Here is a 15,700-nt window from a genome sequence, read left to right on the forward strand (position 1 = left end):
TGGTCAAGACTCTGGCACTGGATCAGCTGCCGAACCGTCAGTTGCCGGTCGGTGGCCCGAAGATCTGGGTGTAGGAGGTCAGGGTACGCAGGCTGACGTCACCAGGCTGGCCATTCTCGTCATAGAGCGCCAGCGCGCCCGTCTGCTTGTCGTGACCCAGCAGCTGATGGGCGCTCAGGTTGCTGAGTGCATCGCTCTCCGCTTTCCACTCCCAGCGTTGTCCCAGACTCAGGCTGCAGCTCTGCAACTGGCCCAGGTTGTTGCCATCCAGGCAGTGGCGGGTATCCAGCGCACTGACATAGCGGCCGTACTGGTCATAGATGAAGGACTGGGCGGCCGAGGTCTCGTCACAGGTCACGGCGCTCACGCCTTGCTGGGCATCGGCGCTCAGGCAACGGTTGTCAAAGCCGCCCAGCTGCAGGTTGACCGGGCGACCACCGGTAAACACCGGGTGGTTCCAGTCCACCTTGAAGCTGGTGGAGGCAGTCACCCGTCTGCGCTTGTCGACATCCTCGAAGCCCTGGAAGGAGACATGGGCGCCCACCACGTAATAGTGCTTGTAGATGCCGGTGTAGATGGGGCGGATGTTGACCGAGGAGTCAATCTTGAACTCTGTGCTGCCCTGCTCGTTGGGCGCCGCCTTGTAGATGACGTCCAGATTCGGCACGAAGCCCTTGTAGCTCAGCGGCTGGATGCGATTGTGATCCACATCGTACCCCATGCCCCAGACGGTGGCTGTCTTGGACGAGAGCAGAGACTCCGCCGTCGCGTATTGATCCCGCACCCAGCTGAAACTCACCTTCTGGGCGCTGGGCGCCGAGCGCTCGACCCGATAGTCCTGGGTGTTGTAGGCGAGCTGGCGCTGCTGGCTGAACTTGGCCGAGGCCTCCAGCTTGGCCTTGGGCCCATCCTTGTTCACCTCGACCCCGCCGGTCACCCCAACCTCGAAGCCGGAGATCTCGCGATGCTCATACTTGCTGTTGAGGTTGGTGGGCAGGCTCTTGAGCACGGCCGCCTTGGCGTTGGAGGCTTCGATGGTGAAGCGGTAGTCCTGGGCGATGGCGTCGGTGGCATAGTCCCGCGCCCAGCCGTCGAGCAGGGTGTAGCCGGCAAAGTTCTCGCTCCAGGTGAGATCTTCGTTGAGCTGGATGCCAGCACCGGCCGACTCCTCATCCAGCGAGATCCGCACTATCTTGGCATCCGGCGTGGCGGAGCCCGTGTTGCCAAATTGCAGGGAGCGCTCCAGGTTCACCCGATAGACCAGCGAGATGTTCGGCGAGTCACAGAACAGCCGATCCCCCCGATCCCAGGTGCGCGAGCGCGGGAAGGTGCACTCGGCATCGCTGATCTTGCGATTGACGTTGAGGTAGAAGGCCACGTGCGGCAAGCCGGCTTCGGCGGTGGCCGGCTGGGTCAGGGAGCGTTTGTGGCGTTTGCCCTGCCCCGCAAGACTCTCGACCCGCTCCATCACCCGATAGAAGGCCGGATCATCGACGCCCCCCAGCGGGGTAAACAGCAGCGCCCCCTTGTAAGCTGAGACCAGCACCCAGTCGGCATCGAACGAAATGCCGGCCAGCTGCTCCATGGCCTTTCTGGCCTGTTGCCGCTCGCCCTTGTCAGTGATGGCGCTGAAGTCGATGAAGACGCGCTCCCCCTGCCCCAGCACGCGCTCGCGCAGTTGATCAGAGGTCAGCCCCCTGGCGGCCTGCTGCTCAGCCAGCCAGACGCCGGCGTTGAGGTAGACAAGTCCCTGCTCCGATTGCAGGCTGGCCAGCATGGCGGTGCCCTGATCGGTACGCTCGCCTATGTCTTCGGCATGCACGCTGCCTGCCAGCAAGGCCAGCGCGAGCAGACTGAGAGTGGGAGCCTGAGTGATGAATTTGCGTGGTTTTTTGTTTTTCATTGTTAGCTCCTTGTCGAATCACACCAGACTATTTCCACCATGAGGCGGAACAGCATAACCCTATTATTGATGGTTATATTTCGGTGTTATTCTGCTTGCTTGCCGCTCAATGCCAGCCATTTTTCTCGCTGTGAATTAACAGCGTATTCATGGCGGGTATTTCATATGACAAAACAAGGACTGCGGTGCAGTCTAAGGTGGAAGATTCGGCGCTCGCCGATGCTATTACACGGTTGTCGCGCTCTGATAGCGCGGCCCATTTTGGATGCGGGTGACACCTGTCTTTAGCCTCGCGCCCCTGTTCATCGGCCTGAACGATGAAGCGGGAGCCTGATGCCTTGGGCATTCTGCCGCGAGGAAACACTCACTGCTATGGGCTCGATATCATGGGGTGGCCCTCCTCTGTCTGGTGATATTGTCAGCCAACGCCAGTCATTGACCAAATATTATTATGTGAACCAGTTGCGGGAATATACCCATATATATCTAATTTGCTGCCACCATATTGGTGACGGGGGTTGCCTGTCTAGCGGCCTGCTGTAATAGGGTTTCATCATAACGAATTAGCCTGAAATAATAACGTGACACAGATCACGCAACGGCGTCAATAAAGTTAATGATAAAATCATTCAAACTTGAATAGAATAATTACGTTAATATTGAAATGCTCATTCAAGATAGCCGCCAAATATTATTCAAATGAATACAACCGATAATATGACGTCACTCGGCTCATGCCCTTTCCGGGCGCTCAGGCGCGGTTTATTGCCAACAAGGCTATGTTCGAGCCCCAAACCCCGTTTATGATGAGCGGGTCGTCGAGTCGAAGGAGCCCCCATGCATTGCAAGTTACTGCTGCCCCTGCTGGCCCTGTTGCTGGCCGCCTGTTCCAGCACGCCCGAACCGCCGCCCCCCCGTCAGAGCAGTGCCTTCGACGGCTTCTACCAGCAATGGCGCGGCGTGCCCTATCGCATGGGTGGGGCCAGCCGGGCCGGGCTCGACTGCTCCGCCTTCACCCAGCTTGCCTACCAGCAGGTGCTCGGCTTCAACCTGCCCAGAACCACTGAATCCCAGGCCAGCCTGGGCACGCCGGTCGATCGCTACCGCTTGCAGCACGGCGATCTGGTCTTCTTCAAGACCGGCTGGCAACAATACCATGTCGGTGTCTACACGGGGGCCGGGGAGTTCATTCACGCCTCCACCAGCAAGGGGGTGATCCGCTCACGCCTCGACAATGTCTACTGGAACAGCCGCTACTGGCAGGCGCGCCGTCTGACGCAGTGAGCCCCGCTCACCATGAGAAATGAGAAAGGCCCGTGACGGGCCTTTCTCATTATCTGTTTGCCGACTCAGTGCTTGCGATGCCAGCGCGGCGAGGTGGCCTTCTCGCCCCAGGGGGTGACGCATGGCAACAAGGCCCCCTCGATCACCGAATCGCTGCTGGCCAGCGCCTCGGCAATCTTCTGATGCAGCACCCGCAGCAAGCGTCCCTCCTGCTCGGCCAGGGAGTGACCCGCGGCAAAGAACTCGCGCTGGTGTTGCAGCGCCAGCTTCTGGGCAAATTCATAGGTGTTGAAGCAATCCGGCATCCGCTCGACCACATCATCAAGCCGGGCCAACAAGCTGTTCAGTTCCCTGGTCATGTCGCTCACTCCTTGTAGGTTGATGGCCAAAAACTACCCCTAATTAGATAAGTCACCAACCACCAAATCTCGAAACTGTGGTGGGTCGCACAGTTAACAGGTGAGTCATCCGCGACCCTATGCTAAGCCAGATGGCAAAACTTTACAGCCGATTAACAAGCCGCTAGATTTAGACCGACCAATCAGTCGGTCAATTAACGCGCGAGGTATGCCATGGAAGCGGTTCAGTTGCAGGAGACCACCACAGACAAGCTGTCGCTACCGGGCAAGCTGGCCCGGCTCAGGCAGGCCTGTCAGGCCAATCCCATGCCGGGTCTGAGCGAACGCAGAGCCCACCTGAGCCAGCTCAAGCGTGCCCTGCTGGCCCACAAGCAGCCGTTGTGTGACGCCCTGGCCCGGGATTATGGCCAGCGCAGCGATTACGACAGCCTGATCGCCGACATACTCCCCAGCGTCATGCAGATCAACTACACCCAGCGCCGGATCAAGCGCTGGATGCGCCCGCACCGCCGCCACACCGGGCTGCTGCTGGCCCCGGCCAGGGTCGAGGTGTTCTATCAACCGCTCGGGGTGGTCGGCATCATAGTGCCGTGGAACTTCCCCGTGATGCTGAGCCTGGGGCCCCTCATCAGCGCCATCGCCGCCGGCAACCGGGCCATGCTCAAACTCTCCGAATTCACCCCTCACACCAACGCCGTGCTGCGCACCTTGCTGGATCAGGTGTTCGATGAGGATGAAGTCACAGTGGTCGAGGGGGATGCCCAGGTGGCCGCCGCGTTCAGCGCCCTGCCGTTCGATCATCTGCTGTTCACCGGCTCGACCGCGGTGGGCAAGCTGGTGATGGCCGCCGCCGCCCCCCAGCTCACCCCGCTCACCCTGGAGCTCGGTGGCAAGAGTCCCTGCCTCATAGCCCCCGACATGCCCATAGCGCTCGCGGTAGAGCGGATGATCTTCGGCAAGAGCCTCAACGCCGGCCAGATCTGCGTGGCCCCCGACTATGTGCTGCTGCCACGGGGCCAGGAGCAGGCCTTCATCGAGGCCTACCGCAACCACTTCGCCCGCCTCTATCCCCAGGGGCTGGGGAGCCCGGATTACGGCTCCATCATCAACGGGCGCCAATATGAGCGGCTCACCGGCTGGCTGGCCGAGGCCGAGCAGGCAGGTGCCCAGGTGCACCCCTGCGGCAGCCCGGCCCGGGACGACGTCGCCCACCGGCTGGTGCCCCACCTGCTGACCGACGTGCCCAACCACTGCCAGCTGATGCAGCAGGAGATCTTCGGCCCCCTGTTGCCGCTGGTGCCCTACGACAGCCTGGATGAGGCGCTCGCCTACATAGCCGCCCGCCCGCGCCCCCTCGCCTTCTATCTGATGAGCCTGGATCCGGCGCTGCAGGCCAGAGTGACCCGGGAGACCCACTCAGGCGGCATGGCCATCAACGAGAGCCTGTTCCAGGTGGCGGCCGATGACGTGCCCTTTGGCGGCATCGGCGCCTCCGGCATGGGCCACTACCACGGTCACGAAGGCTTTCTCACCTTCTCCAAGGCGAAAACCGTGTTGAGCCGTGGCAGGTTCAGCACAGGCTCCCTGGTTCACCCCCCTTATCGACGCTGGCACCAGCGGCTGATGATGGCGCTGTTTTTGCGCTGACGGGCGTAGGAGACCTGCATGCACAAACCCATGACAGACAAGCGCCGCCAGATCCTGGATGCCGCCCTCGCCCTGTGCGCCGAGGATGGGTTGCAAGGCGCCGCCACCGCCCGCATCGCCAAGGCGGCTGGGGTGGCCAACGGCACCCTGTTTCACCACTTCCCCAGCAAGGAGGTGCTGATCCAGTGCCTCTATCAGGATGTCAAACTGCGGCTCGGCGCCGCCATCACGGAGGCGGATGCCGCCCTGCCCCTGCGCGAGCAGGCCCGCCATTACTGGCAGCAGGCGATGCAGTGGATGCTGGACCATCCCAACGAGCTCAAGTTCGTGCTGGGGTTCTTCCACTCCCCCCTGCTGGCGCGCCCCCTGCGCAGCCAGATCCTGAGCGATACCCTGCGCTTTCTGCCGCGCCTGCTGAGCCTGGGCCAGGCCAGCGGTGCCCTGATGCAAGCCCCGCCGGCCCTGATGCTGGAGGTGTGCCAGAGCCAGTTTCTGGCCTGCGCCTCTCTGTTTGTCGACCAACCTGAACTGGGACGGGACGCTCACTGGCAAGCCAGTGCCTTCGCCCTGTTCTGGTCCGCCATCTCGGGAGTGAACCCTCATGCAAAACCGGACGCTTGAATCCCTGGCGGCCCTTGGCCGCCGTCTCTGGATAGCCACCCTGCTCTGGGTCATAGGGCGCACCCTGTGCCGCGCCGCCCGGGTCGATGAGGCGGTGCGACAAGAACTCGCCCCCCTGCCCGACGGCCTCACCATACGGCTGGAGGTGGCGGGCCTCAGCCAGGCGCTGATCATCCACAAGGCGGCAGGTCGCTGGCAGTGCGGCGCACCGACCCATACCAGCGGCGATCTGCACCCGCTGCGAGTGCGTTTCAAGCATCCGGGCATCGCCTTTCGCGCCCTCAGCTTTCGGCTAGGGGTCAATCAGGCATTCAGCGAAAACCGCTTGCTGGTGGAGGGGGATCTCACCGTCGCCATGCACCTGGTACGGGCGCTGGAACAGCTGCAGGCCCTGATCCTGCCCGCCTTCATCGCGCGGCCACTGCTGCGCCACTATCCTGACCCGCGCCGCAAGCTGGCGCGTGCCTGCCACATCTACCTGGGTCTGTTGACCGGCTGAACGAGAGGATGAGCACCATGAGTCGCTATTACGATTTTTTCTGCCCGGTCAAGCTGATGGCGGGCGAACAGGCACTGGAGCAGCTCGCGGGCGAGCTGGCCGGATTGGGCGCACGCCGCCCGCTGCTGCTCACCGACAAGGGGGTCAGCGGCACCGGACTCGCCACCCTGCTGGCCAATGTGCTGGCCGAGGGGGAGCTGCCGGTCGCCGACATCTGGGACGAGATCCCGGCCGACTCCTCCACCGCCGTGGTGGAGCGGATCGCGGCCCGCCATCGGGAGCTCAAATGCGATAGCCTGGTGGCGCTTGGCGGCGGCTCCGTCATCGACACCGCCAAGGCGGTCAACATCCTCGCCTCCATGGGAGGGACGCGGCTGCTGGATTACGCCGGCGCAGGCTGCCTGACCAGACCCCTGCAGCCGCTGGCGGTGGTACCCACCACGGCGGGCACGGGATCCGAGGTGACGCTGGTGGCTGTGATCAAGGATGAGGCGAGCGGGCGCAAGGTGCCCTTCACCTCCCCCTTCCTGCTGCCCCAGCTGGCGGTGCTGGATCCGCGCCTCACCCAGGGCTTGCCCCTCAACATCACGGCGGCCACCGCCATGGATGCCATGACCCACGCCATCGAGGCCTTCATCGGCAACGCCAAGAACCCGGTCAGCGACGCCCTGGCCCTGATGGCGGTGGAGAAGATCGCCAGTGCCCTGCCCCAGGTGCTGAACAACCCGCAGGACAAGCGCCTGCGGCTGCAACTGGCGGAGGGCTCCACCCTGGCGGGCATGGCGTTTTCCAACTCCATGGTGGGGCTGGTGCACGCCCTCGGCCACAGCCTGGGGGCCCGCTGTCACCTGCCCCACGGTCTGTGCATGAACCTCTTCCTGCCGACCGTGCTCGACTACAACCGGCCGGGCATAGATGAGGAGCTGGCTCGCCTGCTGCTGCCCCTGGTCGGCGCCGAGCGCTTCGCGGCGACCCCGGTCGCCGAGCGGGCACAGGCCAGCATCCAGGCCCTGTGCGCCTTGCGCGATACCCTGTGGCAGGCGGTAAAGCTGCCGCGCACCCTGCGCGAAGCCGGCGTCACCGACAAGGCCCTGCTGCCCGAGATCCGGGATCTCGCCATCAACGACGGCGCCCTGCTCTACAACCGCAAGGATGCCGACCGGACCCAGCTGCTCGGCCTGCTGGAGCTGGCCTGGGAATAGCCAGCTTGGCCAGGCCCCGCATGGCGGGGCCGCTTGCTACCAGCTGATGGTGGCACCGGCGCCATAGTTGTCTTTTCCCTCCGGCGTCTTCTCGCGCCAGATGGACTCCTTGTTGCGGCGAATGGCCTCTTCCCGCTCCTGGTTGCGCTCCCAGACGGGTTTCATCTCGTCCAGCGGACGCTCATGTTTCTCCCCCTTGTGATCGATGACGGCGCAGTGCTTGTCGCCGCACTGGTAGGCATAGGGTTCGACGGTGCAGCCCGCCAGGGCCAGGCCAATGAGAGAAATACTCAGGGAGTAAGGCAAGATCATGTGACGCTCCTGTTTGCATCGGTGACGAGAGGGCGCCGAGTGTCAAACAGGAGACAAAGGGATTCAACCTTGTGAAAGCTGTTGATTGTTACAAAGGGTACATCAAGCAGTTTGTCAGCAACTTACTGATAACTATCATGTTACTGACCGGTTCACTCAGGTAGGCTCTGCCGGATCCGGCGTAAAGACCCCGGTGGAGAGGTAGCGATCCCCCCGATCACAGATGATAACCACCACCACTCCCTGCTTGATCTCTGCCGCCACCCGCAGGGCACCGGCCACGGCGCCACCGGAGCTGACCCCGCAGCAGATCCCCTCCTCCCGCGCCAGCCGGCGCATCATGAGCAGCGCCTCCTGCTGGGTCACGTCCAGCACCCGATCGACCCTTTGTGGCTCGAAAATGGTGGGCAGGTAGGCCGCAGGCCAGCGGCGAATGCCAGGGATCTGGCTCCCCTCTGCCGGTTGCAGACCTATCACCTGCACCGCCGGGTTCTGCTCCTTGAGGTAGCGGGAGACCCCCATTATGGTGCCCGTGGTGCCCATGGCCGAAACGAAGTGAGTGACCGCCCCCTCGCTCTGGCGCCAGATCTCGGGGCCGGTCGATTGATAGTGGGCATCCGGGTTGGCCGGGTTGTTGAACTGATCGAGCACCAGTCCCTCCCCGCGTGCCTCCATGGCCAGCGCCAGATCCCGCGCCTCTTCCATGCCGTTCTCCACCAGCACCAGCTCGGCGCCATAGGCCTGCATGGCATCGCGCCGCTCCTGGCTCATGGTGCGCGGCATGATGAGCCGCATCCGGTAGCCCCGCGCCGCCGCCACCATGGCCAGCGCTATGCCGGTGTTGCCGGAGGTGGCCTCGATGAGCCGAGCTCCCGGCAGCAAGCGACCGCTCGCTTCGGCACTCTTGATGAGGTTCAGCGCCGGCCTGTCCTTGACCGAACCGGCGGGATTGTTGCCCTCCAGCTTCACCAGCAGGGTGACCTTTGGCCAGGGATTGATGCGGCGCAGCGCCAGCAGGGGGGTATTGCCAATCAGATCTTCCAGCGTGGCGAAGGCCATAATGGGATCCATCCTCTGTTAACTGTTCTATACCTTGGCTAGCGGGTATGCACCCGGTCGGGCTCGCAGTGTAAGCGAGCCCGTGCAGTTGGCAAAGGGCTGCTAACGTGGTCAGATAACCCCATTCCCCGTACCGAGGAGCAAGCATGAGCGAGATCATTCATCAGGCCAACCAGCAACAATTCATCTGTGTGGTGGACGGCAAGGAGTCCAGGCTGCGTTACCGGCGGCTCGATGCCAAGACCATAGACGCCTACAGCACCTTCGTCCCGCCGGAGCTCAGGGTACAGGGCATCGCCGATCAGCTGGCGCGCACCTTCTACAGCTGGACCCAGGCGGAGGGGCTCACCATAGTGCCCAGTTGCAGCTACATAGACGTCTGGCTGCGCCGCAATGCAGGTTGACGCACAGACGCGTCAGAGTACGCAAGAGGCGCGCCTGCAAGCGCAGACCGAAACCCTGCTGCGGGCCGATGGCCAGCGCATGGCCTGCCTGCAGGCGGCGCGCGAGCTGGCGCTGCCCGACTGGGCGCTGGGGGCCGGCTTTATCCGCAACCTCATCTGGGATCATCTGCACTGTAAATCAGTCCCTACCCCGCTCAACGATATCGATCTCATCTATCTGGACAGTGCTGATCCGGCTGGATTGAAGGAGGCCGATCACGAGGCCTGGCTGGCCGCCAGGGTGCCTGGCCAGCGCTGGGAAGTGCGCAATCAGGCCCGCATGCACCAGCGCCAACGGGTTCCCCCCTTTGTCAGCAGTCTGGAGGCCCTCAGTCACTGGGTGGAGGTGCCCACCTGCATCGGGGTCAGGTTGCGGCCAGACGGCGAGTTCGAGTGGCTGGCCCCCTATGGCTTTGTCCCCAACTGGTCCCTGCAGGTGGATCCCAACCCGCGCTGCCGGCAGGAGAGCCGGGTTTTTACCGAGCGGGTCAAGGCCAAGGAGTGGCAACGGCTGTGGCCTGACCTGGTGGTGAACTGGCCATAACCTGATTGCAATGTTTCGGCAACCTTGGGCACACTAGGGAAAAGCTGTTTGTAACTCAATGGGTTAAATAATGCGCGACTTCTTCTCACTCGAACGCTGGCTACCGGGCCTCGCCGCCCTGCTGCAATACCAGCGGGCCTGGCTGATGCCGGATGTGCGCGCTGGACTGTCGGTGGCGGCCGTGGCGCTGCCCGTGGCCATCGCCTATGCCGAACTCGCCGGCGTGGGGCCCCTGGTCGGCCTCTACTCCTGCATACTGCCCATGCTGGTCTACGCCCTGTTTGGCACCTCCCGCCAGCTGATCGTCGGCCCGGACGCCGCCACCTGCGCCGTGATCGCCGCCGTGGTCACCCCGCTCGCCGCCGGTGATGCCACCCGCCACTGGCAGCTGGTGATGACAATGACCGCCATGACCGGCTTCTGGTGCCTCATCGCCAGCCGCTTCAAGCTGGGGGTGCTGGCGGACTTTCTCTCCCGCCCCATACTGATGGGGCTGCTCAACGGCGTGGCCATCACCATAATGGTGGGCCAGCTCTCCAAGATCTTCGGCTTCACCTTCAGCGAGCGCTACCTCATAGAGCGGATCGCGGGCGGTGCCAACTACATTACCCAGACCCATCTGCCGACCCTGGCCATGAGCCTGACCGCCTTGTTCACCCTGCTGCTGGCCAAGCGCTACAAGCCGGCCTGGCCCTCCTCCATGGTGGCCATGGTGGTGACGGCGGCCCTGGTGTGGGGACTGGATCTCGGCCAGTTCGGCATCGCCACCCTGGGGGCCATCGGCTCGGGTATGCCCGTCTTCCAGTTGCCGGAATTTCCCCCAGGTCTGATGCGCGAGCTGGTGCTGCCGGCGCTCAACCTCGCCATGGTGAGCTTCGTCTCCATGATGCTCACCGCCCGCAGCTTCGCCGCCAAGAACGGCTACGAGATAGATGCGGACAAGGAGTTTCGGGCGCTCGGCATGGCCAACCTGGCGGCCGCCGCCTCCCAGGGCTTTGCCATCAGCGGGGCGGATTCGCGCACCGCGGTCAACGATGCCAACGGCGGCAAGAGCCAGCTGGTCTCCATCATAGCGGCCGCCGCCATCGCCCTGGTCACCTTCTACCTGACGGCGCCGCTGCAATACATACCCACGGCCGCCCTCGGCGTGGTACTGGTGATGGCGTCGCTGTCGCTGACCGATTTTCGCGGCCTGTGGGCGCTGCGCCACTCGGATCGGGCCGCCTTCTGGCTGGCGCTCATCACCTTCGTCAGCGTGCTGGCCATGGGGGTCATTCCAGGGATCACCCTCGCCGTGCTGCTGGGGCTGTTCCAGTTCCTGCGCAACGTGATGCGCCCCACCGACCAGTTGCTCGGCATGGATGACGAGGGGGTGGTGCGTACCCTGGGGGACAACGAGCAGGCCAAGGCCATTCCGGGCATCCTGGTCTATCGCTTCAACTCGCCGCTCACCTACTTCAACGCCCCCTACTTCAAGCGGCGGGTGCTGGCGCTGCTGGTGCAGGATCCCCACAACCCCAAATGCCTGGTGGTGGATGCGGTGGCCTGTTTCACCCATCAGGACATCAGCGTGATGAGCATGGTGGGGGAGCTGCACAAGGATCTGAAACGGCGCGGCATCCACATGGTGATGGCCGGTCGCCACGGCCAGATGAGCCAGTGGCTCAAGCAGGCGGGGATCCGGGTGGGCGACGAGGGAGTCATCCTCTGCCCCGACATGTATCAGGCGCTGCGCATGACCCGCTGCTACCGGGAGCCCGTGTTCAAGGATGAGGCCGTGGTGGAGAGCACCACGGACGCCATCCTCTCCCACTGGCCCCAGGATGATGCGCTGCCGGACTCGGCGCGGCTCACGCTCCCCTCTGAGCAGGAGGCGGGCGCCACCCCGGCCTGATCGGGCGCCGGACTCTCCCCTGGGAGGGTCTGGCGCACTCTCAGCTCAGGGCAGGATTGCACCCTGCGGACTCTTGGTGTTAAATGCCCGTCCAGATGGCGCTGACGAGGGCCATCCCCAGTATTTGGACACCCCATGCAAACTCAATCCCACGCGGGCCCGGGCACTCTCTTCTCCCTGACCTGGCCGCTGTTTATCGATCTCGCCCTGCACTTTCTGACCGGGGCCCTCAACACCTTCATGGTGGGCCACGTCTCCTATCAGGGGGTGGCGGCACTGGCGGTCGGCAACCAGGTGTTCGATCTCGCCATCACCCTGTTCAGCTTCGTCAGCATAGGCACCAGCGTGGTGATCACCCAGTATCTGGGGGCGGGGGATAGGGAGAAGGCGCGCGTGGTCATCCACACCGCCATCGGCTTCAACCTGCTGGTGGGGCTGGTGGCCGCGGTCGGGGTCATGGCCGGGGCCAGCACCATGCTGGCGCTGATGAACCTGCCCGCCCACCTGATGGGGGATGCCACCCTCTACCTGCAGATCATCGGCCTCTGCCTGCTGCCGGAGGCGGCGGCCCTCTGCCTGGCCGCCACCCTGCGCGCCCATGGCCACACCCGTCAGGCCATGTACGTGACCCTGATCGTCAACCTCATCACCTTCGTCGGCAACCTGCTGCTGCTCTATGGCTGGTTCGGCCTGCCGCAGCTCGGGGTCGCCGGGGTCGCCATCAGCACTGTTGCCGGGCGCATCGTCGGTGTGGTGCTGCTGGTATGGCTGGTGGCGTGCAAGACCGGCATCCGGCTGCGTCTGCCGGAGATAGTCCGGCCAAGCCGCGCCATGCTGGACAAGGTGCTGCATATCGGCCTGCCGGCGGCGGGGGAAAACCTCTCCTGGATGCTGCAGTTCATGGTGGTGACGGCCTTCGTCGGCCTGCTCGGCGACAAGGCACTGGCGACCCAGTCCTACTTCTTCCAGATCTGCCTGTTCATCCTGCTGTTCGGCCTCTCCATCGGCCTTGGCAACGAGATCATCATCGGCCACCTGGCGGGGGCCCGTCGCTTCGAGCAGGCCTATCGCCAGCTCATCAAGAGCCTCAAGCTCGGCCTTATCGTCACCAGCCTGATTGCCATAGCCGCGGCCCTGAACGGACGCGCCATCATCAGCCTGTTCACCGACGATGCAGACATCATCACCCAGGTGGCGCAGCTGTTCCTCATCAGCCTAATCCTCGAACCGGGCCGCACCTTCAACCTGGTGGTGATCAACGCCCTGCGTGCCACCGGGGATGCCCGTTTCCCGCTCTACATGGCGCTCGTCTCCATGTGGGGCATTGCCGTTCCCCTCGCCTATTTCCTTGGTATCATGCAGGGCTATGGCCTGGTCGGCATCTGGTTGGCGCTGGCCTGCGACGAGTGGGTACGCGGTCTGGCCATGTTCTGGCGCTGGCGCAGTCGTCGCTGGCAAAACAAAATTCTTGTCGAAACATAAGCGGAATCACAATGAAGAAAATCGGACTCTTGTTGGCGGCCATCCTGCTCAGCCCGCTCGCCATGGCACAAACCGCCCCGGCGGCCCCCAAGGCGCAACCCCCCCAGACCTGGTACGTGGCCCCCATCGTCATCGACCAGACCAGCGAGGTGCAGAAGGCCCTGACCAAGGACTTCATGGCCCAGATGATCAAGACCATCAAGATCAACGAGTACCAGACCGGCAAGGCGGTGGGCAAGCACAAGGATCCCAAGTGGCTGATCCGCACCAAGCTGATGCCCGCAAGCACCGAACCTCTGGTCGGCAAGAAACACCCCCAGGGCCTCACCTACGGCAAGGGCATCCCCACCCAGGAGATAGTCGGCGAGCTCATCATGAACGGCACTCTAGTGGCCCATGTGGGCCAGGGCTGGCGTGAGCCCATAGTCCCCGGCACCCCGGTGGCCGAGAAGATCACCATCGCCAACTACCAGTACGCCATCGGCAACGAGGCCAAGGCCCCGGATCTGGAAGAGCTGGCGGCCCAGATAGGCTTCGAGGTGGGCAAGGTGATTGCCCGAGGCGGTCAGCCGCTGCCCGAGAAGAAAAAGAAAAAAGAGTAAACGCCACACCTGTTCTCAAGAAGGGGCCCCTGGCCCCTTTTTGCTGCCCGCTTGCCAGCCCTCCACCGTCATCAAACCGTCACAACTGTGATCGCGATTCCAGTTTGAAGCTCAGTTTCTTACTTACAAATGGCTTATCAGCTTGTGATTCAAGCAGTTAAAAATCATCCCCCAGATGCAGCAAATCATTGGTCCCGAATTCGATCGGGATCACATTTATCTGTGGGGGGAAGGGGTACTTTGGTTTTGAAGGCACAATCAAACGAAACCAAGGAGGCTTCATTACATGTTCCCAGAGTACAGAGATCTCATCTCGAAACTGAAGAGCAGTGATGTCCATTTCCAGAAGAAGTTTGACTTGCACAACGACCTGGATGCGGAGATTAGAAAGTTGGAAAAGCATCACGCCAGCGACTACAGCTCCGAGGTGAAGGATCTGAAAAAACAGAAACTTAAACTGAAAGAGGAGATATACGACATCCTCAAACAACATCCACACTAGACGCCTCGACGAATACCCGGATAAGCAACTTATCCCTCCAGCCCGGCTCAAGCCGGGCTTTTTATCGTCTCGTCACGGGGAAGCCGTCCGAAACGCTGGCAGGCCCTGACGGCGAAATTCGCTCGGGGTCTGCCCCGTATGGCGGCGAAAGGCGGTGTTGAAGGTGGACTTGCTGTTGAAACCGGCCCGGTAGCAGATGCTGGCCACCGTCTCGTCTCCCGCCTGCAGCAGCCGTTTGGCCTCCTCCACCCGATAACGGTTTAGCCAGTCGTAGAAGTTGCCCCCCGAGCAGGCGTTGATGGCGGTGGAGGCCTGATGGGTACTCAGGCCGCACTCGCCAGCCAGCTTGCCGAGGGAGAGGCCGGGATCCCGATAGGCCCCCTCCTTCAGCCGCCGCTCCAGCTCGTCAAACAGCGGCTGCTGGCTCGCGTCCTGTGCCGGGCTCATGACGCAGGCCTGACCCTCACTCCCGCCGGGGTGCGTGATCTCTGCCGAGGCCGCCTGTTGCGGCAGGCGGGCATGGGCCAGCACCTGCAACAGCAGATAGGCGGTGACGGGGGCCTGCAGATAGACGGTGGAGAGCGGCCAGCCGAGCCAGCTCAGGGCGATCCGCCCCAGCAGCAACAAGGCCACCAACAGTTGCAGTCCCTGCAACTGGCTAACCCAGGCCCGCAGCGCCGGCTTGCGGCTGACGACCCCAAGCCGCTGCTGCCGCCACCAGTAGATCAGCCCCAGCAGGGCCATGATGGCCAGATAACGATTGCCGTAGAGGGTGATGCCGGGCCACAACCCATCCCCCTGCTTGCCGAGCAGGATCCAGCGCACCTTCTCGGCGCCAGGCAGCAACCAGTAAGGCAGCGCCAGCACGGCCACCAGCAACAGCGGCAGACTGTGCACCATGCGGTCACGCCAGCGGCCGAGTACAGGCTCCCCCTGCAGGGCCCGGATATAGCCATAGAGGCAGAACGGCAGCATCACCACCAGGGGATCCGCCAGTTTGAGCAGATGAGGCCAGCGTTCGAACAACTGCTGCTGATGGTAGAGATACTCCAGCGCCTGCACGCTGCTCAGGGCGAGCAGGGCCAGCAGATAACCGGAGGCTGAGTCCCAGCGTCCCCGCCACTGCCAGCCGAGCGCCGCCAGCAACAACATGCCCGCCAGGCTCAGACTGAGCAAGGCCGCCACTTCTTCCCACTGCATATGCTTGCTCCCCCAGGTACGGCTCCATCGAGACGGACCTGTTTATCCTTGTTTTTATTCTGTTTTTGGAACTATGACCGGTTCCATCCAGCGGAGCGACAGCCAGCTCGCCCTGCTCTTAAATACCCTCTCCTGCGGGCAAAAAGC

General features: G+C 63.1%; 16 protein-coding genes. 11 read left to right on the forward strand and 5 right to left on the reverse strand.

Annotated elements, in window-relative coordinates; all coding sequences use genetic code 11:
- Window positions 1-37: 37 nt before the first annotated feature.
- On the reverse strand, window positions 38-1,903 hold the full coding sequence (ahh1, locus tag ACM3N8_RS04175; RefSeq protein ID WP_290017075.1) for a hemolysin Ahh1: 1,866 nt from the start codon (window positions 1,901-1,903) through the stop codon (window positions 38-40).
- 837 nt (window positions 1,904-2,740) lie between these two features.
- On the opposite strand from ahh1, the gene ACM3N8_RS04180 reads away from it, so the two are divergent.
- On the forward strand, window positions 2,741-3,187 hold the full coding sequence (locus ACM3N8_RS04180) for a C40 family peptidase (RefSeq protein ID WP_042872518.1): 447 nt from the start codon (window positions 2,741-2,743) through the stop codon (window positions 3,185-3,187).
- 65 nt (window positions 3,188-3,252) lie between these two features.
- Here ACM3N8_RS04180 and ACM3N8_RS04185 read toward each other — a convergent pair whose 3' ends face one another.
- The gene (locus ACM3N8_RS04185) at window positions 3,253-3,546 is read right to left on the reverse strand and encodes a hypothetical protein (protein WP_241278305.1); all 294 of its coding nucleotides are present in this window, start codon (window positions 3,544-3,546) and stop codon (window positions 3,253-3,255) included.
- 213 nt (window positions 3,547-3,759) lie between these two features.
- Here ACM3N8_RS04185 and ACM3N8_RS04190 point away from each other — a divergent pair, with 213 nt between their 5' ends.
- The 4 genes from ACM3N8_RS04190 to ACM3N8_RS04205 are packed head-to-tail and all read left to right on the forward strand — an operon-like array spanning window position 3,760 to window position 7,515.
- Window positions 3,760-5,193 carry a coniferyl aldehyde dehydrogenase gene (locus tag ACM3N8_RS04190; protein ID WP_043141034.1) on the forward strand — a complete coding sequence of 478 codons (1,434 nt, stop codon included), beginning with the start codon at window positions 3,760-3,762 and terminating at the stop codon, window positions 5,191-5,193.
- Between the two features lie 18 nt (window positions 5,194-5,211).
- On the forward strand, window positions 5,212-5,814 hold the full coding sequence (locus ACM3N8_RS04195; RefSeq protein ID WP_103471938.1) for a TetR/AcrR family transcriptional regulator: 603 nt from the start codon (window positions 5,212-5,214) through the stop codon (window positions 5,812-5,814).
- Window positions 5,795-6,313, forward strand: coding sequence for an SCP2 sterol-binding domain-containing protein (locus tag ACM3N8_RS04200; protein ID WP_103471939.1), 519 nt, complete (start codon window positions 5,795-5,797; stop codon window positions 6,311-6,313). Before ACM3N8_RS04195 ends, ACM3N8_RS04200 begins: the two co-directional genes overlap by 20 nt.
- Window positions 6,314-6,330: 17 nt before the next feature.
- Window positions 6,331-7,515: an iron-containing alcohol dehydrogenase gene (locus ACM3N8_RS04205; protein ID WP_290064248.1), complete on the forward strand. Its 1,185-nt coding sequence runs from the start codon at window positions 6,331-6,333 to the stop codon at window positions 7,513-7,515.
- Window positions 7,516-7,551: 36 nt separating this feature from the next.
- Here ACM3N8_RS04205 and ACM3N8_RS04210 read toward each other — a convergent pair whose 3' ends face one another.
- Window positions 7,552-7,827, reverse strand: coding sequence for a hypothetical protein (locus tag ACM3N8_RS04210; protein WP_290064247.1), 276 nt, complete (start codon window positions 7,825-7,827; stop codon window positions 7,552-7,554).
- Between the two features lie 156 nt (window positions 7,828-7,983).
- Window positions 7,984-8,898 (reverse strand): cysteine synthase CysM, encoded by a 915-nt coding sequence (gene cysM / locus ACM3N8_RS04215; protein WP_290064246.1) that lies wholly within the window; start codon window positions 8,896-8,898, stop codon window positions 7,984-7,986.
- A 134-nt stretch (window positions 8,899-9,032) separates the two neighbouring features.
- Between cysM and ACM3N8_RS04220 the strand changes: the two genes are divergently transcribed.
- From ACM3N8_RS04220 to ACM3N8_RS04245, 6 genes are all read left to right on the forward strand, one after another.
- Window positions 9,033-9,290, forward strand: a complete 258-nt coding sequence (locus ACM3N8_RS04220; protein WP_011705401.1) for a GNAT family N-acetyltransferase — start codon at window positions 9,033-9,035, stop codon at window positions 9,288-9,290.
- A complete protein-coding gene (locus ACM3N8_RS04225; RefSeq protein ID WP_290064245.1) occupies window positions 9,280-9,873 on the forward strand; it encodes a nucleotidyltransferase family protein in 594 nt (197 codons plus the stop codon). Before ACM3N8_RS04220 ends, ACM3N8_RS04225 begins: the two co-directional genes overlap by 11 nt.
- A gap of 70 nt (window positions 9,874-9,943) precedes the next feature.
- Complete coding sequence (locus tag ACM3N8_RS04230; protein ID WP_290017078.1) at window positions 9,944-11,767, forward strand: SulP family inorganic anion transporter; 1,824 nt, start codon at window positions 9,944-9,946, stop codon at window positions 11,765-11,767.
- 135 nt (window positions 11,768-11,902) lie between these two features.
- Entirely contained in the window at window positions 11,903-13,249 is a 1,347-nt protein-coding gene (locus tag ACM3N8_RS04235; RefSeq protein ID WP_290017079.1) for an MATE family efflux transporter, read from the forward strand.
- Between the two features lie 11 nt (window positions 13,250-13,260).
- A complete protein-coding gene (locus ACM3N8_RS04240) occupies window positions 13,261-13,851 on the forward strand; it encodes a hypothetical protein (protein WP_290017080.1) in 591 nt (196 codons plus the stop codon).
- A gap of 286 nt (window positions 13,852-14,137) precedes the next feature.
- A complete protein-coding gene (locus ACM3N8_RS04245; RefSeq protein ID WP_005313020.1) occupies window positions 14,138-14,353 on the forward strand; it encodes a YdcH family protein in 216 nt (71 codons plus the stop codon).
- A 72-nt stretch (window positions 14,354-14,425) separates the two neighbouring features.
- Here the strand turns inward: ACM3N8_RS04245 and ACM3N8_RS04250 are convergent, their stop codons facing one another.
- Complete coding sequence (locus ACM3N8_RS04250; protein ID WP_290017082.1) at window positions 14,426-15,553, reverse strand: helix-turn-helix domain-containing protein; 1,128 nt, start codon at window positions 15,551-15,553, stop codon at window positions 14,426-14,428.
- Between the last annotated feature and the right edge of the window lie 147 nt (window positions 15,554-15,700).

This window comes from Aeromonas sp. A04, from assembly GCF_047780465.1.
GTDB classification, from domain to species: Bacteria; Pseudomonadota; Gammaproteobacteria; order Enterobacterales; family Aeromonadaceae; genus Aeromonas; species Aeromonas bestiarum.